At 57.3% G+C, this 21,243-nt stretch carries 19 protein-coding genes; 11 read left to right on the top strand and 8 right to left on the bottom strand.

The window, feature by feature from the left end; genetic code table 11:
* Window positions 1–9 precede the first annotated feature (9 nt).
* The gene (locus ACTRW9_RS05380) at window positions 10–378 is read right to left on the bottom strand and encodes a hypothetical protein (RefSeq protein WP_442428572.1); all 369 of its coding nucleotides are present in this window, start codon (window positions 376–378) and stop codon (window positions 10–12) included.
* 23 nt (window positions 379–401) lie between these two features.
* On the bottom strand, window positions 402–1,160 hold the full coding sequence (locus tag ACTRW9_RS05375) for a phosphorylase family protein (protein ID WP_442428571.1): 759 nt from the start codon (window positions 1,158–1,160) through the stop codon (window positions 402–404).
* 101 nt (window positions 1,161–1,261) lie between these two features.
* Between ACTRW9_RS05375 and rlmD the strand changes: the two genes are divergently transcribed.
* Window positions 1,262–2,635, top strand: coding sequence for a 23S rRNA (uracil(1939)-C(5))-methyltransferase RlmD (gene rlmD, locus ACTRW9_RS05370; protein ID WP_442428570.1), 1,374 nt, complete (start codon window positions 1,262–1,264; stop codon window positions 2,633–2,635).
* A gap of 12 nt (window positions 2,636–2,647) precedes the next feature.
* Here the strand turns inward: rlmD and asnS are convergent, their stop codons facing one another.
* Window positions 2,648–4,048: an asparagine--tRNA ligase gene (asnS, locus tag ACTRW9_RS05365; protein WP_442427180.1), complete on the bottom strand. Its 1,401-nt coding sequence runs from the start codon at window positions 4,046–4,048 to the stop codon at window positions 2,648–2,650.
* 215 nt (window positions 4,049–4,263) lie between these two features.
* Between asnS and ACTRW9_RS05360 the strand changes: the two genes are divergently transcribed.
* The 4 genes from ACTRW9_RS05360 (at window position 4,264) to ACTRW9_RS05345 (ending at window position 6,997) form a co-directional block, all read left to right on the top strand.
* A complete protein-coding gene (locus ACTRW9_RS05360; protein WP_005005617.1) occupies window positions 4,264–4,566 on the top strand; it encodes a YggT family protein in 303 nt (100 codons plus the stop codon).
* A gap of 62 nt (window positions 4,567–4,628) precedes the next feature.
* The gene (locus ACTRW9_RS05355) at window positions 4,629–4,928 is read left to right on the top strand and encodes a DUF167 domain-containing protein (RefSeq protein WP_442427181.1); all 300 of its coding nucleotides are present in this window, start codon (window positions 4,629–4,631) and stop codon (window positions 4,926–4,928) included.
* Window positions 4,929–4,955: 27 nt separating this feature from the next.
* Window positions 4,956–5,996 carry an S-methyl-5-thioribose-1-phosphate isomerase gene (mtnA, locus tag ACTRW9_RS05350; protein ID WP_442428569.1) on the top strand — a complete coding sequence of 347 codons (1,041 nt, stop codon included), beginning with the start codon at window positions 4,956–4,958 and terminating at the stop codon, window positions 5,994–5,996.
* Complete coding sequence (locus tag ACTRW9_RS05345) at window positions 5,993–6,997, top strand: sugar phosphate nucleotidyltransferase (RefSeq protein WP_442428568.1); 1,005 nt, start codon at window positions 5,993–5,995, stop codon at window positions 6,995–6,997. The genes mtnA and ACTRW9_RS05345 overlap by 4 nt, the downstream gene beginning before the upstream one ends.
* Window positions 6,998–7,077: 80 nt before the next feature.
* Here the strand turns inward: ACTRW9_RS05345 and ACTRW9_RS05340 are convergent, their stop codons facing one another.
* Both ACTRW9_RS05340 and ACTRW9_RS05335 read right to left on the bottom strand, forming a co-directional pair.
* The gene (locus tag ACTRW9_RS05340; RefSeq protein WP_442428567.1) at window positions 7,078–7,755 is read right to left on the bottom strand and encodes a DUF3386 family protein; all 678 of its coding nucleotides are present in this window, start codon (window positions 7,753–7,755) and stop codon (window positions 7,078–7,080) included.
* A 158-nt stretch (window positions 7,756–7,913) separates the two neighbouring features.
* Entirely contained in the window at window positions 7,914–8,966 is a 1,053-nt protein-coding gene (locus ACTRW9_RS05335; RefSeq protein ID WP_442428566.1) for a peptidylprolyl isomerase, read from the bottom strand.
* A 317-nt stretch (window positions 8,967–9,283) separates the two neighbouring features.
* On the opposite strand from ACTRW9_RS05335, the gene ACTRW9_RS05330 reads away from it, so the two are divergent.
* The gene (locus ACTRW9_RS05330) at window positions 9,284–11,932 is read left to right on the top strand and encodes a fused MFS/spermidine synthase (RefSeq protein WP_442428565.1); all 2,649 of its coding nucleotides are present in this window, start codon (window positions 9,284–9,286) and stop codon (window positions 11,930–11,932) included.
* 33 nt (window positions 11,933–11,965) lie between these two features.
* Here ACTRW9_RS05330 and ACTRW9_RS05325 read toward each other — a convergent pair whose 3' ends face one another.
* Both ACTRW9_RS05325 and ACTRW9_RS05320 read right to left on the bottom strand, forming a co-directional pair.
* A complete protein-coding gene (locus ACTRW9_RS05325; protein WP_442428564.1) occupies window positions 11,966–12,343 on the bottom strand; it encodes a hypothetical protein in 378 nt (125 codons plus the stop codon).
* 91 nt (window positions 12,344–12,434) lie between these two features.
* Window positions 12,435–13,007, bottom strand: a complete 573-nt coding sequence (locus ACTRW9_RS05320) for a hypothetical protein (RefSeq protein WP_442427188.1) — start codon at window positions 13,005–13,007, stop codon at window positions 12,435–12,437.
* Between the two features lie 302 nt (window positions 13,008–13,309).
* Between ACTRW9_RS05320 and ACTRW9_RS05315 the strand changes: the two genes are divergently transcribed.
* From ACTRW9_RS05315 to ACTRW9_RS05300, 4 genes are all read left to right on the top strand, one after another.
* The gene (locus tag ACTRW9_RS05315; protein ID WP_442428563.1) at window positions 13,310–14,227 is read left to right on the top strand and encodes a DUF58 domain-containing protein; all 918 of its coding nucleotides are present in this window, start codon (window positions 13,310–13,312) and stop codon (window positions 14,225–14,227) included.
* Window positions 14,224–16,380 carry a BatA domain-containing protein gene (locus ACTRW9_RS05310; RefSeq protein WP_442428562.1) on the top strand — a complete coding sequence of 719 codons (2,157 nt, stop codon included), beginning with the start codon at window positions 14,224–14,226 and terminating at the stop codon, window positions 16,378–16,380. Before ACTRW9_RS05315 ends, ACTRW9_RS05310 begins: the two co-directional genes overlap by 4 nt.
* Window positions 16,381–16,488: 108 nt before the next feature.
* Window positions 16,489–18,996: an SUMF1/EgtB/PvdO family nonheme iron enzyme gene (locus ACTRW9_RS05305; RefSeq protein ID WP_442428561.1), complete on the top strand. Its 2,508-nt coding sequence runs from the start codon at window positions 16,489–16,491 to the stop codon at window positions 18,994–18,996.
* Window positions 18,993–19,259 carry a hypothetical protein gene (locus ACTRW9_RS05300; RefSeq protein ID WP_442428560.1) on the top strand — a complete coding sequence of 89 codons (267 nt, stop codon included), beginning with the start codon at window positions 18,993–18,995 and terminating at the stop codon, window positions 19,257–19,259. The genes ACTRW9_RS05305 and ACTRW9_RS05300 overlap by 4 nt, the downstream gene beginning before the upstream one ends.
* 15 nt (window positions 19,260–19,274) lie before the next feature.
* On the opposite strand, the gene ACTRW9_RS05295 is transcribed toward ACTRW9_RS05300, so the two are convergent.
* Window positions 19,275–19,751 (bottom strand): flavin reductase family protein, encoded by a 477-nt coding sequence (locus ACTRW9_RS05295; RefSeq protein ID WP_442427193.1) that lies wholly within the window; start codon window positions 19,749–19,751, stop codon window positions 19,275–19,277.
* A 327-nt stretch (window positions 19,752–20,078) separates the two neighbouring features.
* On the opposite strand from ACTRW9_RS05295, the gene ACTRW9_RS05290 reads away from it, so the two are divergent.
* Window positions 20,079–21,233 carry an ATP-binding protein gene (locus ACTRW9_RS05290; RefSeq protein WP_442427194.1) on the top strand — a complete coding sequence of 385 codons (1,155 nt, stop codon included), beginning with the start codon at window positions 20,079–20,081 and terminating at the stop codon, window positions 21,231–21,233.
* The last annotated feature ends 10 nt before the right edge of the window (window positions 21,234–21,243 follow it).

The raw sequence follows: 21,243 nt of genomic DNA, 5'->3' as shown, positions 1-21,243 counted from the left end.
TTCCCCTGTCTAACAATTGGTCTCGATGATTTCGCCTTTGATTGCGGCGGTGGTGCAGAGGGAGGATTCGTCACTGCCCGGATGCCAATCGGTCTGATTGGCGCGCAGGCTGACGATGTGCACCTCATCTTTCGGAAGGGCGCGGCTGGCGTATTTCGCGGCAGTGAGGTTGATGGCGCGGAAACGGCGCGGCGGGTCGGTCCAGCCGATCATCACATGGTGCCCTTCAGCACGGACCCATGCCACCTCCGGCAGACCGCGCAGGTAGGTGACGGAATCGATCAATATCTGCCACGGCTGGCGTAATTCCCGGGCATCAGTGGACCCCGGAAGCAAAAGGGCTAATGAAAACAGCGCACAACTCATCCATCGCAACATTCGCGTTCGCTCCTTTGGAAATATCATTTCAGGCAATGCAGGTATTCTTTTAAATAAGACGTCAGGTGGGCGGTGGCAAGGCGGGCGTGTTTGCCGAGTTCGATCATGCCGGTGAGGTCGCCGGGATGCGTCAGCACGTGCCACCCGGCTTTGAGGGTCGAGACATTGCCGTCGTCATCGACCAGATGCGAGCAGTTCATCAACGTCTGCCCCGCAGTGTCGGTGATCGCGCGCACGGACAAAAACGGGACGTCGCGCCGCTCGGCTTCTTTGGCCAGTTCGAAGGTTTCCATATCCACCCCCAGCGCACCGTGCGTTTGCCCCAGCTTTTTTTTGTCGTCGGGGTGGCTGACGACGTCGTCCACTGTCACCAGGGTTCCCTGGTAGGCGGTTGCCCCCTCCGGGCAGGCCACCACCATCGCCTGGTTCACCAGCGCCACGGGGATGGCCATCGATTCGGTGGTCACCGCCGCGCCGTCGCAAACCATCGTGATGGTATCGGCGATCAACAGGTCTCCGACCTGCAAGGCGGGATCGAGCCCCCCGGCAAAGCCAATGGAAATCACCTGAACGAGAGGAAAATGGTCGCACACCTGTTGAAACGCTTTGGCGGCACGCCTGCGCCCAACACCCGACCGCACCAGCACAAGACGAAACCCCTCCCACGTGCCGATGAACGCCGAGGCGCCGTTCAGCTTCAACGATTCGTCAATGCGCATGCGGCCCTTGATGCCCGCAATCTCTTCCCGGATGGCGCCAATGATGCATAGATGGTGTTCCATGCGCCCGATTGTACTCCCTTCACCCTGCCGATTGAATCCATTTTTGACGCGGCGGGCTTTGCGGTAGTATGATCGCAAACCTTTCTCACATGGAGCACACCTTGGCCAAACAGAAACTGGAAATCCCGGTGCACGTCGGCGACGACGTGGAACTGGAAGTTGAATCGCTGGCATCGAGCGGCGACGGCGTCACCCACCACCATGGCTACACCTTGTTTGTGCCCCACACCCTTCCGCAGGACCGGGTGAAAGCGCGGGTCACCAAAACCACGAAACGCTTCGGGGTGACGCGAGTCATCAAACGACTCCATTCGACGCCCGACCGGGTGGATGCGCCGTGCGCGGTGTTTCCGGAATGCGGCGGATGCAAAATCCAGGACTGGGATTACGCAAAACAAATGGGGTTCAAGGTCCGGCAGGTACAGGACGCGCTGGGGCATATCGGGGGGTTGAACATCACGGTGGAAATCGAACCTGTTCCCGCCGATCCACCACTGCACTACCGCAACAAGGCCAACTACGCCGTCGAAAAACGCGGCAAGAAACCGTCGATCGGCTTTTACCGCCAGGGCACGCACCACGTGGTCGATCACGTCGAATGTCACACGCTGATGGAACCGATCACCGCCATCAAGGAATGGTTGCGGGGATTGATCGAAAGTCACAGCCTGTCGATTTACAACGAACGGCGTCACACCGGATTCCTGCGCGGGCTGGTGGTGCGGTATTCGGCGGCCACGGGCGAGTCGCTGGTGGGGCTGGTCACCACCCACGGCGAGTTCTCGCGCAAGTTCATGGACGACCTGACCGATGAGACCGTTCTAAAAAAATTCGGCATCCGGGGCATCGTGCACAACATCAACCGCGCCAAGACCAACGTCATCCTCGGCCACGAAAACACCACGCTTTGGGGGCAGGATTTTTTTCGCGAGAAACTGGGCGAACTCGAGTTTCATCTGTCCCTGCCGTCGTTCTTCCAGGTTAACCCGTACCAGTCGGTCAAACTCTACGGCATCGTTCAGAGCTGGGTGGAGGGTACCGGCGGCCAGGTGCTCGATGCCTACTGCGGCAACGGCGGCATCAGCCTGTGGCTGGCCAAGGCGGGGTGCGAGGTGGTGGGCATCGACTCCGCCGCCTCGAACATCGAAGACGCGGAACAAAGCGCCCGGCTGAACGGGCTCACCTCCTGCCGGTTCTGGAACCTGCCACTGGAGAGGGCGTTTCAGCTTAAAGAGGAACTGGCGTCGGTGAAGACAGTAGTCCTCGATCCTCCGCGCAAAGGCTGTTCGCCGGAAGTGGTGGCGGGGATTCTGGAGATGAAACCGGACCGCATCGTCTACGTATCATGCAACCCGGCCACGCTGGCGCGGGACCTCGCACTCCTGCAGGGCTACACTGTGAGCGCCATCAAAGTGATCGACATGTTTCCGCAGACGCAACACGTGGAGACGGCGGTGCTTCTGGAACGGGAATGATGCAGGCGGACGTCAAAACCCGGCATGCTTGGGGGTACGGGGAAAGGGTATGACATCGCGGATGTTCTCGACACCGCTGACGAACTGCACGAGCCGCTCGAATCCAAGCCCGAAGCCGCTGTGCGGCGCACTGCCGAAGCGCCGCAGGTCCAGGTACCACCAGTATTCCTCCGGATCGAGTCCCTTTTCCTTTATACGTCTCTGCAGCGTATCCAGGTCGTCCTCGCGCTGGCTGCCGCCGATGATCTCGCCCAGTCTCGGCAACAGAACGTCCATCGCACGCACCGTCTCGCCGTCGTCGTTGAGTTTCATATAAAACGGCTTGATCGACTCCGGGTAGTTGTAAATGATCACCGGCTTCTTGAAATGCTTTTCGGCGAGGTACCTCTCGTGCTCCGCCTGCAGGTTGCAACCCCACTCCACCGAGTAGGTGAACTTTTCATTGCTCTTCTCCAGCAGGTGAACGGCGTCAGAATACGGAATGCGTTCGAACCGGTTTTCCGCCACGTGCGTCAGTGTTTCGATCAGGTGCTTGTCGATGCGGCTGTTGAAAAACTCCAGGTCCTCGGAGCATTCCTCCAGCACGTCCTTGAACAGGTACTGGATGAATTTTTCCGCGAGGTCCATGTCGTCATCCAGGTCGTAGAACGCCATCTCCGGTTCCACCATCCAGAACTCCGCGAGGTGCCGGCTGGTGTTGGAATTTTCCGCCCGGAACGTCGGCCCGAAGGTGTAGATGAGCGACAGCGCCATGGCGTAGATCTCGCCTTCCAGTTGTCCGCTGACCGTGAGGTTGGCCTTGCGCCCGAAAAAATCCTCGCCGTAGTTCACCTGCCCGTTGTCCTTGGGCACCTGGTTGAGGTCGAGGGTCGTCACCTGGAACATCTCGCCCGCGCCCTCGCAGTCGCTGGTGGTGATGATCGGCGTGTGCAGGTACACGAAGCCATGGTCCTGGAAGAAGCGGTGGATGGAAAACGCAAGTCGGTTTCTCACCCGCATGACCGCGCCGATGGTGTTGGTGCGAGGCCGCAGGTGGGCGATCTCGCGCAGGAACTCCAGCGAATGGTATTTCTTCTGGAGGGGATAGGTTTCCGGGTCAGCGCCGCCGTACACCCACAGCTCGCCCGCCTGGATTTCCACCGACTGCCCCTTGCCCTGAGAGGCAACCAGCTTGCCGCGCACCCCGACACAGCTTCCGGTATGGAGTTTCTTTTCGTTTTGTTTGTACGCGTCGAGCGAGTGATCGACGATGGCCTGGATGTTTTTCTGGCAGGAGCCGTCGTTGACCTCCAGAAACGAAAAGCCGCCCTTGGAATCGCGGCGGGTTTTCACCCACCCTTCGACAATGACGTCGTCGCGCGGCTCGCCCTTTGTCAGCAGTTCTTTCACGCGGGCGCGTTTGCTTTTATCCATGACTTTCCATCCTAAACAATTCGCGTCATGCGGTTGGCGAATCCACTATAAACGTTTTCGGAATTGACTGAAAAGGGAAAAGTGCCGAAACACGGGTCGTGTTGACATGACAGGGGTTTTCGGATAGGTTAAGGCAGGTTGACAACGAAACCGAAACCGTAATTTTCTCCGCCCGTTTACCGCCTGCCGGCAACCGGGAACCACCGCATCCGTCCGTGTTTATTCTAGCCGAATTCATCAACGCCACCGCCACCGTGTTGGGCATCGCGCTCAACCTGTACATGTGGATCGTCATCATCCGCGCACTGCTGTCGTGGGTGAACCCCGATCCCTACAACCCCATCGTGCAGTTCCTGCACGCGATGACCGATCCCCTGATGAACCGCGTGCGCAACTGGATCGGCATGGGCGGCGGCATGGGTATCGATTTTTCGCCGATCATCATCCTGCTCGGCATCGTGTTCCTGCAGGAGTTCCTGGTGACGTCGCTCCGCATGCTGGCCATGCAATTGCAGTGACCCCGGCGGCGCACCGAATCCGTTTGAGGTGAGCCTGACTGGCCGCCTACAGGGTCTTTCCCATGTCCCTTCCCGTCAAAAAGAATGACCACGGCCTCACGTTTTCTGTTACGATTCAACCCCGGGCGGCGCGAAACGAAATCGTGGGAGTTCATGACGGAGCGTTGAAGATCCGGCTCACGTCACCACCGGTGGAAGGCGCGGCGAATAAAGCCTGCCTGAAACTGCTGGGAAAAACACTCGGCATGGCCCCGTCAATGCTGTCCATCGTCAGCGGTTCCACCTCCCGCAACAAGGTGATCCAGGTGAACGGCATGGATGAAACGGCGTTCCACGAAAAACTGAAACCGCACCTGACCTGATTTCATTCACTCATACTGGTTTTCAACATGGTCAAAACAATTGAATATCTCGACGGGGTGGTCAGGATGATCGACCAGACCCGACTGCCCGCTGAAACCGTTTTTGTGGACTGCAAAACGATAGAAGACGTCGGCGAGGCCATCCGCGGCATGATCATCCGTGGTGCACCGGCCATCGGCGTGGCCGCGGCCATGGGCATCAGCCTCGGTGCCAACGTCACCGATGCCGCCGATTTCAACGCGTTTCTCGCTCAACTGGAACAAAAATGCGAACGGCTTGGACAGGCGCGACCGACGGCGGTGAACCTGAAATGGGCTATCGACCGCATGCTGACAGTGACCAAAGCACACAGCCACCTGTCCGTCTCCGACCTCAAGCAACGGCTCAAGCAGGAAGCAATGGCGGTCTACCACGAAGACATCGCCACCAACGAAAAGATGGGCGGCTTCGGCCAGTCGCTCATCGAGGACAACAGCACCATCCTCACCCACTGCAACGCCGGAGCGCTGGCCACGGCGGGATTCGGCACCGCACTCGGCGTGGTGCGCGCGGCGGTGAACGCGGGCAAGAACGTGCGCGTGCTCGCCAACGAAACGAGGCCATTCCTGCAGGGCGCGCGGCTGACGGCGTGGGAACTCAAGGAAGACAACATCCCGGTCAAACTCATCACCGACAACATGTGCGGACATTTCATGAAAAAGAAAGAGATCGACGTGGTGGTGGTGGGGGCCGACCGCATTGCCGCCAACGGCGACGTCGCCAACAAGATCGGCACCTACATGGTGGCGGTGATGGCGCGCCAGCACGGCATCCCGTTCTACGTCGCCGCACCGGTCTCGACGCTCGATCTCACGCTGGCTTCCGGCGACGCCATCCCCATCGAGGAACGCAGTGCGGAGGAAGTGGTGACGCTGAACAAGCAACGCATCGCACCGGAAGGCGTGGACGCCTCGCACCCGGCGTTCGACGTGACGCCGAACGAGTTCGTCACCGCCATCATCACCGAACGCGGCATCGCGCGTCCCCCGTACACCGAATCGCTGAAGGCGCTAGCCGGGCCATCATGAAGGCGATGATCCTGGCGGCGGGCTTCGGCACGCGGCTGAGACCGCTCACCCTCCATACCCCGAAACCCATGGTTCCGGTGATGAACCGACCCATGCTGGAACACACCCTCGAACTCCTGCGCGGTCAGGGCATCAACGACCTGACCATCAACCTGCACCACCTGCCGGACCAAGTGACCGCGTATTTCCGCGAGGGTGGCGGCTTCGGCGTGCACATCAACTGGTCGAAAGAGGAAGCCATCCTCGGCACCGCCGGGGGTATCAAGAAAGCACAGAAGTTCCTGGACGGTGCGCCGTTTCTGGTGATGAACTCTGATGTGTTCGCCGACATCGACCTCACGCGCGTGCGGGCGTTCCATGAAGAAAAAAAAGCGGTACTGACGCTGGTGCTCAAGGAAGGCGACTCGCCGGAAACCTGCGACCCCATCCAAATCGACGACGGCGGACGCATCGTGCACATGCCCGGCGTGCCATCCAAAAGCACGCCGGAAACGGATCACCGCTACACTTTCACCGGCATCCAGATCATGGGCCCGCGGGTCTTCGATTACATGGCGGAGGGCGTGTTCTCCGGCACCACCACCGACGTGTTTCCGCAGATGATCGAAGAGGGCCTGCCGGTATATGGCTACATTCACGAGGACTACTGGATCGATATCGGCCAGCCGGCCAGCTACCACCGCGTCCACCGCGACCTTCTGGACGGAACGGCACGCTGGCGACTGCCGGAGGCGTCCGCCGATCCCGGCCGCGCCACGATCATCCCGCCGGTGCACATCGGTAACGACTGCACCATCGCCGCAAGCGCGCGGCTGGGTCCGTACACGGTATTGGGCGACGGCTGTGTGATCGGGGAAAACGTGACCGTGAACAACACGATCTGCTGGCAGGGCGTCACACTGGAGGCGGATGCGCAGGTGACCCGGTCGGTCCTGGGCGATGGAGTCACCGTGCCTGCGGGCACACGGTGCGAAGACGCCGTGCTGGCGGCAAAGGCCTGACCCCCCAAAGCCCTTAAACCATAAAAAAAAACCCGGCGGGGACATCCCCCACCGGGTTTTTACGTTTCGGTAAAAAACGATTACAGCGTCTTGTGGTTTTCCAGGGTCATGGTGCTGACCACCACCTCGCTGTTCTGCACGTCGATCACCCGGCGCCGTTGCGGCAGGTCGTAATTGCCGACACGGGTGTAGTCGTCGGTGTAACTCTCGACGTTCTTGATCGAGTTGTCCTTCGGATTGAAATAGTAAACCGTGTAGTTGCGGGTCAGGAACTTGTCTTCCTCGTTCTTAACACTGTCTTCGATGTTGATCGAAAACACAACGTGCGGCGTTTTGCGGTTGATCTGCCGGATACGGCCTTCCTTGATGCGGTAGAACGAACTCATGCCGTCTCCGCCCATGACCACGGCGCGGCCCATGGGATGCGTGCCGTCGTCGCCAAAGGTCAGCTTGTACTTGCCGTCAGACTGATCGAACGAGCGCGGTCCGCGGTGCATGGCGATGGACGCCAGGTTTTCCGAGGCGAATTCCTTCATGCTCTCGTCTGTGAGGCTGAGCTCGATTTCCTTCGGGCCTTTCACGGTGACGGTGCCCTTCTCTTCCTTGCCGTTGATGTTGACCGTCACATCTGCGGTGAAGCCCTTGAAACCCGCATCCCAGCGGGCGGTGTTCGAAAACACCTCTTCCAGCGCCTTACGCGCCTGCGGATCGTCCTCCACGGTGGATTGAACGTCTTCCGGTTTGGTGTAGGTGGCCATGATGTTACTCCTTGAATTGCCAGAGGGTTTGAAATGTTTGGGTGATCGTTATGTAGACCGCAGGGCGTTGGCGGATCTGCCCCGCGCCGATTCCAGATTTACCTGTCAAGAAGCCCACATTCTAGCACAGGCTTTCCGACCCGTAGAAGGGCTATTCCTCACCCCGCGGGCTGGTAGAAAACCTGGATGTCGGCTTTTTTACGCAGGCTGTCGATGTAGCGCGCGATCACTTTTTCCGCCTCGCTGGTGAACAGGTAATTCTGGATGGAGGACCTGACCTCCTCCAGCGGCACATTTTCTGCGGGTTTGGTTTCATTGAGTTTGAGAATATGAAATCCGTACTTGCTTTTGACGATGCCGCTCACCTCTCCAATTTTGAGCCTGGAGACCGCTTCGTCGATTTCCGGGTCGAACACGCCCTTGTATATGAAATCCAGGTCACCGCCCTTATCGGCACTGCCCACATCTTCCGAATGCGCGCGTGCGAGCTCCGAAAAATCTGCACCTGCCTTCACCTTCTCGTAAACCGTTTCAATTTTTTTGCGTGCCTCGGCAATGTATTTTTCCCTGTCCGCCTTCAACTGCTCAATGGGGGTTGCCTCAATGACATCCACGGGAATGAGCGGCACAAAAATATGCTGGGCGCGGTACGCCTCCGGCCGCTGGAACACGTTTTTCCTCTGCTCGTAAAAATGTTCCACCTGCTGATCGGTGATGACGATCTTGCCTTTCACCTGATCACGCAGAAGGCTGTTGGCGGTGAGATCGACTTCGATCGATTTCTTGATGTCCGCTTCAGTCAGTCCACGGGCCTCAAGCGCTTTTTGGAAAGCCTCTTCCGATTCGTAGTTTTCCTTCAACTTGCTGAACTGTTCCGACACCAGTTCGGAATCAACGGTGTACCCCGATTTTCCGCCTTCCTTGTAGATCAATTCGCGGTTGATCTCCCGGTCAAGAATATCGAGCGCCAGGCGTTCACGCTGGTCCAGCGGCACCGCCTCTTCCCGGTCCTTCAGCATGCGGTTGAGCTCGAACCGGATGTACTTGGACTCCAGGTCCACGCCATTCACCCGGGCCACCACATCCGGCAGGTTCATGTCGCCGGTGACATCGCCTTTAAAATATTTTGGCTGCGCCATTGCGGGCAGGGCTGCAACCATCCACACCAAAACCGCAGGCACGGTCCATTTCTTAAACAAAGAAACCCACATCCGTATTCTTCCTTACAAATTCAAAAAAGTTAAACCGACCGGAATCGGCCCACCAGGCGGTGGAAATGTCTGATTGTGAAAAAGGGTATCACTCCGGGACGAGGCAGGCAAGAAGCCGCCAAAAGGTGCCGGGCCAGATTGGATTCCCGGTCCGTGAGGAGGGACGTTCGTTTTTACCAGACCGGATGCGCGGTGGCAAGAATAAAGCCCCGAACGGGGGACGCTGCCCTCCTGCCCTGCCCCGGGTGAGGCTGTCGGCCTTGACTCCCTTCAACGATTATGTGAGAATCACTGCCTACTTTGGGGCAATCCTTTCAATGCGTTGGAATCCTATTCGATCCCGGGGCGCGATCCTTTTCGGCTGCCTGTTTTTGTCCGGCTGGACCAGCCTGACCTACGAACTGCTCTGGATCAAGCAGATCACGCTTCTCATTGGTGGCACGCTGTACGCCATCAGCGCGGTGCTGTGCGCGTTCATGGCGGGGCTTGCAATGGGTGCATGGGGCGGTGCACGCATACTTCAGCGTTTCACCGACAAACCCGTCCGGCTGGTGCGCCTTTACGGCGTACTGGAAGGAACCATCGGCCTCTACGCCCTGGGGTTTCCGTTCCTGTTGCACCTCGTCGAGGTGGGTTATCCGCTGTTGCTGGCCCTCTCACTGGGATCGGACACGCTCCTCCATTTCTGGGAGTTTGTGCTTTGCACCCTGCTGATGCTGCCCGCAACGTTCATGATGGGCGCGACGCTGCCGGTGATCGGGCGTTGGCGCATCGGGGACCGGCAGGACCGGATATTCACCGACCTTTCGGTGCTCTACGGCATCAATACGCTGGGCGCCATGGGCGGCGTGCTGTACACGCAATTCGGCGGCACCCGCTTTCTGGGAATCGAGGGCACCCTGTACTCGGCCGTGGCGCTGAACCTTTTGATATTCGCCGTGTGCTGGTTGTGGCGGGCGGATGAAACCCCCGACCGGAAACAGCACACCCCGTCCTTGCAGAAACAATCCGGATCGGCGAAATCAAAAACCGAATCTCCTCCCAACCGCGGTCTCGCGTGGCTGCTGCTCTTTCTGTTTTTCTTTTCCGGCATGGTGGCGCTGTCGAGCGAAATTTTATGGACGCGCGTGCTCTTGTTTCCGCTCGGCCACTCTCTTTACTCCTTCGCCATCATCCTGGCAACGTTCCTGTTCGGAATCGGTCTTGGCAGTCTCGTCGCCGAAAAAATACTCGGCACTGGAAACTGGGTCACAAAATTCATTTCCGTTGAGATCGCCGTCGCCGCGCTGGGCCTTTTGGCCATACCGGCATTGGACTTCATCACCGTATGGACGCAGGAACTGGACAGGCTGTTTTACGACGTGGACGCCACCGCTGTCCGCACCCTGTGGATGCGGTCACTCGTTGCCTTTGGCCTGATGATCCTGCCGACTTTCGGCTTCGGCATGATCTTTCCACTTGCCGGGCACATTCACTTCAACCTGTTCGGCACGGTCGAGCGCACGCTGGGCAACAGCTACGCGGTGAACACCGTGGGTGCAATTGCCGGTACGGTGTTGACGCCGTTCCTTTTCGTGCCCCTGCTCGGCATCCGGGGGTCGTTGTTCGCCCTGTTCGGGGGTCTGCTCTTCCTGGCCGTCACCGCGTGGACGTGGCACAGCGGGAAAACGCTGAAACGCTTTGTCACGGGTTACGCCACCGCCGCATTTCTGCTGGGAGCCGTCTGGGCCGTGTCTCCTCCAATGGCCTCCACCCACACACCGGGTGAGGGCAACCTGGCGCGCATTGAAATCGACACCCCATCCGGCAAACTGAAACTCCTCGACTACGAGGAAGGCGACTTCTCCACGTTGAGTGTGGTGGAGGATACGCGAAGCGGCGGACGCACGTTGTACGTGGATGGATTCAGTACCGCCACCGCGTCCGACTCCCTTGGCGGCAGTGCTTACATGCAGGCGATGGGACTGGTTCCCATGCTGTTGCATCCCGACCCGAAAGATGCGCTGGTCATGTGCTTCGGCACGGGAAACACCCTGGGTACCGTGGCGGCGTTTCCCGGGGTGAGCGTGGACGGAGTGGAGATCGACCGAAACGTACTCGGCATGGCGCACTGGTTTGAGCGCTGGAACCACCACGTCCTCGACAAACCCAATGTGGACATTCACATTCAGGATGCGCGCCGCTTCATCCGCTGGACCGATCGCCGGTACGACGTCATTACCCTTGAGCCCATGTCGCCGGTGCAGGCAGGAGTGAACAACCTGTATTCGAGGGAATTTTACGCTGAGGCGCGAGCCCGCCTGAAACGCGGCGGCATCATGATGCAGTGGCTGCCCCTGCACCTGGTGACACCTGAGGACGCCCGGGCCATATTGAACACTTTCCAAGCCGAATTCCCGCACGTCTCCGTTTGGAACAGTTTTCTCACCCGAATCGTCCTGCTGGTCGGGACGGAGCACCCCTTGAAGCTCGATAAAAGGCGTTTCGATGCCGTGAGCCAAAACCAGAGCCTGAAATCCCTGGCAGAGGACATCGGTCTCTACAGTTTCATCGACTTCATGGATTTCTACATCTCGGGGAACGATGCGTTGAATCCAATCTGGAAGAAAGCGCCTGCGGTCACCGACGACAACCGCATGCTGGAACATTCCGATGCGGTGCTGGTGCCGCCGCTCAAACGCGAAACGGACGAATCGTTTCTCAATTTACTCCTGGCGCGGGTGGGGAAGGCGCCACCCATCACGGGGGTGACGGAGAGAGAGGCGGTGTTTTACGAAAGCCAATTCCGGCTGCGCACGGCGCAGAGGCTGTCCGTTTTTTCACGGCGATACCAGGGGCCGGGACACACTCAATTTTCAGAAAAGAATTACGAAAGTGCCATGAGGCGGGTGCGAGCGTTTCTTAAAAAATCAGGGGATCGCGCGGTGCGTCTCAGTGAGGGCGGCTGGAGGCCGGCCAGGCCCTGACCTCGGCATGTACGGGCAGGTCCAAATGGGGCATCAACGCTCCCCCGAACGGCCACCCCGGTACTTGAACAGGCCGGAAAAAATATTGTAGATGAACTTGCCGACAAACAGAAAAACCAAAATCAGGAAGGCATAAATGATGGTGCCAAAGAAGGCCTCCGAGCCTTCGCCACGATCGAACCCGAACAGGGCTTTCATCCAGTTGTCGAAACCCGTCCAGGTATCCACGAAGAAATTTTTGATGTCCTGAAATACGCCAGTGATACCGCTTGTGGCCCCATCCAGTTTTTCCTGCGCCTCTTTGGACGCATCGGTCACTTCCATGTCCGAATCCCGCTGGGCCACTTCCTCATAGACGTTGGCTGAAAGTGCCGGGACGGGCTGTAGAACCGCGCCCCCCAAAATCACCATACCCAGCAAAATTGCTCCCATCCAACCTGAACACCATCCACGAGCTGATACACTTTGGCAGGTAAGCATTTGTCCCCTCCTGCGGAGAGTTTCAAGCCAGGATCAGATCTTTGACTTTGGCGAACGTCTCCGATTGTTTGATGGCCGTCTGGCCCTCCTCCGTCAGGCCGTTGCCGAACAGATCGAGGTACTTGAGGTCCGTCAGCGTCATCGACGCGGCGAGGGCGCGTGCCCCCTCATCGCCGATTCGGTTCTGGGCCAGGTCCAGCACCTCCAGCCCGGACAAATGGAGGGACTCGGCAATGGCTTTGGCTCCTTCCGGTCCCACCTTGTTCTTCCACAAATTCAACTGTTTCAGGTGCGAAAAATTTGCCGACCCCGCGAGAAGCTGGACGGACTGGTCATCCAAATCGTTGCGCTCCAGGTGAAGCCAGGTCAACTGCGTGAGAACGGGCGACTCCGCCAGCGCGCGAATCCCTTCGACGGTGAGTTCATTCCTCTCCAGATTCAGTTGCTTCAGGTTTTTCAATCGCTGGTCCTGTGCCAGCGTTTTGACTCCCTCGTCTCCAATGTATTTCACATGAAGGTCAAGCGAGGTGCCGTCGGCACTCAAATTTTTTTCAATCAGCACTTCAACGGGTTGATCGTTGAACGGTCTCGTCATTTCAGTATAAACATCTCAGGTTAATTTTGGAACCCCGATATTAACTCAAGTTCCGGGGTCCGGTCGGATTTTTCCGGATGCGCCCAAAGCGGCTGAAATCGTTTGGACTTGGTTTCAATTGTAGACCCCCTTGGTATTTTGTCAACCGACCCCTGTACACGTAAGAACAATATTAAAGGGAAATCCGGTTGCCTTTCTTCCGTCCGAAAGGCGTGCGGGGTATTTCCGCAATCCGGAAACTGTGAGATGATAGGAAACAAGATGTATCTATATACCTCCTGATACCGCCTGAGAGTCCATTCATGGCCGAAGACCCTTCAACCCTGTATCGCCCGGAAACCCTTTCGGAAATTTCATCACTCAGCCTGCGCGCCATGACGCTGGTGGAGGGTTTGCTTTCCGGGCAGCACCGCAGTCCCCACAAGGGATCCAGCGTCGAGTTCGCGGAATACAAGGCATACACCCCGGGCGACGACATCCGGCATATCGATTGGAAGGTGGTCGGCAAAACGGACAAGTACCACGTCAAGCAGTTCGAGCAGTCCACCAACCTCAAATGCACCATCCTGTTGGATACCAGCGGATCGATGGGCTACGCCTCGCCGCTCAAAAAACAGGACGCCATGCCCAAGGCGCAGTACGTGCGCACGCTGGTGGCGGCGTTTTCGTACCTGCTGCTCAAGCAGTTCGATGCGGTGGGACTGCTCACGTTCAACCGGTCGGTGACCAACCACATCCCGCCGCGATCCAAACCGTCGCATTTCCAGCACATCCTGCATGCGCTGGCGGGTTGCGAGTTTCAGGGGGAAACGCACATCAGCCAGGTGGTGGGCGACATCATAGAACGGCTGCCGGGCCGCGGTATGATCATAGTGGTCTCCGACCTGCTGGTTCGCGACGACGATGTCCTGAAAACCCTGAAGTTCCTGTGCTCGCGCGGACTGGAAGTTTTACTGTTCCAGGTTCTGCATCCAGATGAAATCCACCTGCCTTTCGACGGCGACATCATGTTCGAATCGCTGGAGGACGACCTTCCTGTCGGCCTGGATCCGGCAGACGTGCGCGAACAATACCAGGCCGCCGTGCAGGATTTCATCGGCCATTTCCAGACCAACTGCCCATCCCTAGGAATCGATTACCAGTTTCTGGACACTGCGACGCCGCTCGAACAGGCGCTCCGTTATTACCTGCTCCGGCGCAAAAGCCTGCTGAAACTATGAGTCTCCAGTTTTTATCACCGTGGTTTTTGCTGGGCCTGCTGGGCATCGCCCTGCCCATCCTGGTGCACCTGCTCACCCGTCGCCAGCAGAAACGGATCCCCTTCTCGGCTGTTTACCTGCTCGAGCAGGTGCAGAAGCGGAGCATCCGCCGCTCGCAACCGAACCGGCTTTTGCTCCTGCTGTTCCGTTGCCTGGCGATCGCGTGTTTGAGCCTCGCCCTGGCGAGCCCCATCTTTTCCTTCGGCGGACCGGAGGAGTTCCTTCCGTCGAAACCGACCGCCAACGTGATCCTCGTGGACAACTCCTATAGCATGGCGGCCCAGTCCAAGGACCAGACCCTCTATAACCAGACTGTGGCGTTTGCGGCGGCTTTGCTGGAACGCCTTCCCGCCAACAACACCTTCAGCCTCGTTTACGCCTCCAATCCGGCCCGGGTGGTGCAGGACTGGACCGGCGATGCGGCCCAGATCGTCAAACTGCTCAAGCTTTCGAAACCATCGTTTCAGACCACAAGTATTGGCCAGGGCTTGACCAAAGCGTATGACCTGCTGAGCACGGCAAAGGAGGAAAACCGGCGAATCTTCGTGCTGACCGACCTCGACCGTAACGGCTGGAAGGAAAAGGAACTGGAGAACCTGACGGAGGATCCCGGATCGGTGCCGATCAAGGTCATCGACTTCTCCGCACACCGCATGGAAAAAAACCGCGCGTTGGTGGAGCACGTTGACCTGACGCAGGAATTTCTCACCAACAATCGCATCCTGCGCGTGGAGGCGAGCATCGTCAACCTGCAACCGGACATTGCCATCTCCCAATTGCGAGTGGCGCTTGTAGTGGACGGCCAAACCAAAAGCGAGGATTTCATCGACCTGCCGGCTGGCGGCCGCGTGGACAAGGCGTTTTCCTTTCCATATCTGGGGAGGGAGGCCGTGCAGGGTTATGTTGAAATCCAGGACGACGGACAGAACGTCGATAACCGCAGGCTGTTCTCGTTTCAACCCGACCGCAAGATCCAGGTTCTGATTGTCGATGGCGATCCGCGCGGTGTATCGCACCAGAACGAATCGTTTTACGTGGAAAAGGCCTTGAACCCGTTTCGCGCCAACGTGACGGACATCCAGCCTACGGTTTCGACCCTGGCGGAACTCCCTGACCGCAAACTGGAACAGTACTCCGTGGTCATTTTGTGCAACGTCCGGTCCCTGCCCTTTGACTACGAACGCAGGCTGGAGGAATTTGTGAAACGGGGAGGCGGCCTGTTCATATCGCTGGGCGACCAGGTGGACGCAAAATTCTACAATGAGAAAATGGGCATTCTGCTTCCCGTTACCCTCCAGACACTCAACCAGGTCGATGGGAAGAGTGAACCTTTTAGATTGCAGGGGGGTGAAAACCCGCACCCGGTGCTCCGCACGTTTCAGGGAAAATCCATGCAACAGATGGCGCAGGTGGCTTTTTATGCGCTGTACAGCGTGGCACCGCGGGCGGACCGCGATTTCCTGATACCTATGCGCTACACCAACGAGTACCCGGCGCTGGTGGAATCATCTTTCGGCCGCGGCAAGGTGATGCTATTCACCTCCAGTGTCGACCGCGACTGGAACCAGTTCCCCATCCAGCCCACGTTTTTGCCGTGGGTGCAACGCTGGGTGAAGTACATCGCGCAAAGCCTGGAAAGTTTGTCCGATCAGGATCTCAAGGTGGGCCACCCCATCGTGATGGAAGAGGTCGGGCCGTATGCTTACATCGTAACGCCGGGCGGGGGTATCCTTGCTTTGGAAAAAACCGGCGACTCGGATTTGCAGTTCCAGGACACCTGGACCCCCGGACCCTACCGCCTGTACCAGTCAACCCAATCCCCTGAGGGCGAACGCAGTGAAGGCGATTCGGGCACGCGAGTCAATCAGCTTCCGGCGGATGCGCGGTACATCGGCACCGTGACGGTCAACATCGACACGACCGAATCCGTGACCGAAACCCTCACACCGGACGAGGTGAAAAAATTCCTGCCTGGTTATGCGGTGACGGTTCTCCGCGATTCCGACATCAGGGAATCGTCACAGGTGGAAGGCGGCCTGCCCCTGGTGGGTCCCTTTCTGTTTCTGCTGGCATGCGTGTTCCTGGTGGAAGGCTGGATGCTTCGGCGGGAATGAGACGGTCTTCCGGCTCGAAAGCGGGGTCTCGTCAATGTCCCTGCATTTGATATAATAGGAAAAATTCCGAACTGCCTTTTCACCTTAAAAGAGGTCGCCAGGTACCGTATGATTTCCCGTCCCGCTCGTCTTACCCTTGTTTTCTTTTTCATTTTGACCCTGTGCCTTCCCTGGAACACCGCCGCCGCACCTGTCTCGGAAGACACGATCCGGAAAGCGGTGAATCGTCCTCCGGACGAAATCGACCTGTCCGAAACCCTGTTGCTGGTCTCCAAACACTGGCAGCCGGCGCTCGATCTCGATCGCCTGCGCAAGCAGTTGGACGATCTCACCGGCAAGGCAAAACAACAACTGGGAGAAGAGCCGACCCCGCAGAAAACCGTTGAAGTGCTCACCCGCCTCATCCACAAGCAGGAAGGATACCGGTTCACTGATTCCGTGGATGCGGCGGGAATGCCGACGGTTCCTGCGGAGCTGTTCCTGCACGGCCTTTTGGAGACGAAACGTGGTTACTGCATGAACCTGTCCTTGCTATATTTGATCCTCGGCCAGCGGCTGGACCTGCCCCTCTACGGTGTGCCTTTGCCGAATCACTTTTTCGTGCGGTACCAGTCAGCCCAATACCGCGTCAACATCGAGGCGACACAGGATGGTGCCCAGTTTGGAGATGATTTTTACCGCGACCGTTTTCAGGTTGCGGAAAACGCATCGTACTTTCTGACCAACCTCAACGCCCGGCAAACGCTGGGCGCGTATTTTTCAAATGTGGGTCTCACATTTTACCGCAACCAGCACCCCGACACCGCGGTGTTCTACCTGAGCCTGTCCACAGAGATCAATCCGGAATCCATCGACGCGCTGAACAACCTTGGCAACGTTTATTCCGAGATGGGCCGTATGGAAGACGCCATCGCCCAGTACAAAAAAGCTTTGGAAGCGGATCCGGAAAACCTGTCGTCGCTGTTCAACCTGGGCGTGGCGTACGCTCAGGCGGACCGCACCGACGAGGCGATAGAAACGTTCTTACAAGTGGCGGAGCGGGAACCGCGTTTTCCACCGGTGCACGACCTGCTCTCGCGCCTGTACGTGCAAACGGGAAATCACATTGCCGCCCTGCTCCACACCAAATTGCTCGACCGCCTGCAACCCGGCCAGTTTGAAGTGCGCATGCAGATGGGCAACATCCTGCTGGAAATGGGGGAGGCTCAACTGGCACTCGGAGTATTCGAATGGATGCAGGGAACGTTTCCTGAACGCCTGGAAATCAACGAGCGCATGGGCGAGGCGTATTACCTGATGGACGACTTCGACAAGGCCATCGTTCAGTACGAGTACATCCTCGAGCGGGTCCCGCAAAGCCTTCCGGCCTACGTGCAAATGGGCTGGGTGCATTACCGCAAAGGGGAGCTGGACAAGGCGGTGGAGTGGACCCAACGGGGACTGACCGCCAGCCCGAAACCTTCTCCATTCACCACGCTGGCCCACATGAACCTCGGTTTCTACCATGTCCTGAAAAAAGACTTCAAAACCGCGCAGCAGTGGTACCGAAGAGCTCTCGAAGCGAAAGACGAAAAGACGGTCGAGGGCATGATCGACGACCTCAACGAAGCACGTGACGGGTATCCGGGCCTAGTGGAGATCGATTTTTTCGCCGGCTGGATTCTTTTCGAAGGCGGACAGACCCGGCAGGCCCAGTCGCGCCTGAAGGACTTCCTTTCGACCAACCCGAAGGGCGAACTGGCCGATGAGGCCCGCACCATGCTGGAAAATATTGGTGAGGTCGTGCCCGCAGGCATGGTGAAGGTGCCGCAGGGATTTTTCATCATGGGCGACGATCATCATGGCGACGATGAAGCGCCGAAACACAAGGTTTACCTGGACACGTATTACATCGACAAACATGAAGTGTCTGCAGCGGAATTCGCCGAATTTTTGAATGCCATGCCGGAGACCAAAGGGTTTTTCGGAATCAACAAATTTGGAACGATCGAACAAATGGGAGGAAGTTTCATTCCACGGCGCGGTCTGGAAAATTACCCCGCCAACAACGTAAGCTGGTTCGGTGCGGCGGCGTACTGCAAATGGAAGGACCAGCGCCTGCCCACTGAGGCGGAATGGGAAAAAGCGGCGCGGGGTCCGAACGGCAACCTGTTTCCGTGGGGAAACGATCCCATTTCACCCCAGAAAAGCCGCTACAACCTGCAATGGAACGAAAACATCCGGCACCGTGTGATGGTTCCCGTTGATTCCATGCCCGAAGGAAAGAGCTTTTACGGGGTATTTCACATGCTTGGAAACGTGAAAGAATGGGTGGACGACTGGTATGACCGGGAGTATTATAAAGAGGAAAATCACAAAACGAACCCGAAGGGTCAGATCGGCGGCGAATACAAGGTGTTGAAAGGAGGCTCCTGGCGGGACCTCCGGTCGTTCGTATACGCTTCCTTTCGTAACAACAGCTACCCCGCAGCCATGGTAGACGATTACGGATTCCGTTGCGCCTGGAGCGCCACCACCCCCGATAGCCAGACTCCGAAGAAACACATTTCGTTTGACCCGGCACCCGGTCTCGAAACTCTGAGCCCGGCAACAGGGGAAGGAACTGCACAACCATGATCGGCGCAATTGAAATCCTGATCATCCTCGTCATCATCGGCATCATCTACAGCAAGGATGTCGTTGACAAGACCTGGCGCAAGCGTCCCGACGAAGGCGTGGTGGAAAGCTTCGCCGTGGACGTGAAGGACTATTACAAGGAAAACCCCAAACGCCTGGTTTTTGCCATTATCGGCACGGTGGCGACCCTCATTTTCGTCATCACCCTGTTTTACTGGTTGTGGACACGTACCGAATTCAAGCAAATGCTGGGGCTGGAATAGCCCACCTCCTTCCTCTCAATAGCTGAACCCCGTATCGCGCACGTGTACATAGGGTTCCCCACCTTTCAAGGTTTTGCCACCAACAACCTCGCCAGTATAAAGAATATGATCACCGAACCTTTGTTGTTCGCGAACCTCGCATTCCAGATAAGCCACGGAATCATCCAGAATCTTGATTCCCTTGTGTCCCTTTGACACATTGAGTCCCTGAAAAATTGAAACGCCTTCCGCGGGCGGTTTAAAGAAATGTTTGAGCAGGCTGTTGGATTCTTTACCAAGAATATTCAAGGTGAATGCACCTGAGGCCTCCACCAGCAAACGTGCCGGCCGGGTTGTGCCAAGCACAATGGTCACCGCAGGCGGTTCAAACGAGCACTGATTGACCCAGCTCGTCAGCACCGCATCCTCCCGATCCTCATGTGAGGCAGTCACAATGAACAATCCACTGGGCACACGGCCCAGGGCTTTGCCTATTTGTTTTTTATTTCGCAAAACAATTTCCTCGCTCGGATTGGCTTAAATTCCAGAAAGAATTTTCGCAATGGTTGATAATATCTGATTCCGCAAATGTGTGAAATGACCCGGGAATCTGCCTATATTGTCCTAAATTTCAAAGCATTTGACCAGACCCCAGACACTCCGGGACCTTATGTTTCTTCCGAACCCAGACGGTAGCGGGTATTCCGCAAACCATTATTTTTAAATAAGTTTCCAAATCACAAAGATCCATAAGACGTTATAAAGCATTGAACCTGATATGTAATTTCTTTACGATAAATAGTACCAGTCTCGTTTCAACACACGACAGGATACTGCCATATGAGTTCCGATATCCAGCCTCAAAATCCCTCTTTTCAAACACCGGCCGTCAAGCTCCAGTTGTTGAAGCAAACCAGGGTTTTCGGCCTTCTCGACACGGCGAATCTGGAAAAGCTTCTGAGCGAAGGCCGGGAATGGCACCTGAAGGAAGAAGATGTGCTCCTCAAGGAAGGCGACACCAGCAAGTCTCTTTTTGTCATCATGAGCGGAGAAATCGAGGTGACCCGGGGCGGCAAACTTATTACCCGGCTGCAAAGCGGGGATCTTCTGGGAGAGATGGCACTCATCGACTTCAAACCACGGTCCGCAAACGCACATGCTTGCCAGGAAAGCCTGCTGCTGGAGGTTGAGGAGGAATTGTTCCGGCAAACCGTGGGCAGCAATCCACAGGCGCTGTGGGAGATGTTGCAGATCCTGTCAACGCACATCCGGGGCCTGCTGGGCGCGCTGGAGCAGGACATCCTGTCATTGCGCCATTTCACCCACGACCTCAAGAACTGCCTGACTCCCCTGGGCTATGCGGAGTTCTGGGCCTACGAACTGCTGGGCAACCTGCGAGGCACCAATCAGGAACATCGGCCCCGGCAGGGGTGGGACACCGCCCAGAAGTGCCACGACACCATCTCTTCCGTTAAATGCGATCTGCTGACCATGGTCGAACAAGGTCTTTCACGCATCAAAAGCAAGACCGTGGAACACACCAAGTCCGATTATGATCTCACCAAACTGCTGCACGACACCGTGGAAGAGATCAGCTTGCACAAGCACCTGAAAGGAAAAACGGTTGTGTTTCAGAACAATGGGACGGAGCACTTCGCCCGGTTCAATTACCTGGACATCAAACGTGTGATCCAGAACCTGTTGATCAACGCCGGGTACGCCACCGAGCCGGAAGGAGAAATTCACGTTCACCTGAATGATAAGGGCCACCGGGTTCAGGTGGGCATACAGGATTTTGGCGACGGCATCAGCAGTGAGATACAGGAGGTTCTGTTCAAGGACGTATACACATCCAAACCGGATGGCAACGGGTTCGGGCTGCTTTCCTGCCGCGAGATCATCGAAGACCTGCACCGCGGGCGCATCTGGTTTGAAACCGAGCAGGGCAAAGGCTCAACCTTCCTGTTTGAAATCGAGCGCGACCCCGTCAACTGACGGCCACGGA

Origin of the sequence: Nitrospina sp. 32_T5, assembly GCF_052156635.1 — a bacterium.
Lineage (GTDB): Bacteria > Nitrospinota > Nitrospinia > Nitrospinales > Nitrospinaceae > Nitrospina.
The sequence above is the reverse complement of the archived record's forward strand: the minus strand, read 5'-3'. Positions and strand labels throughout refer to the sequence as shown.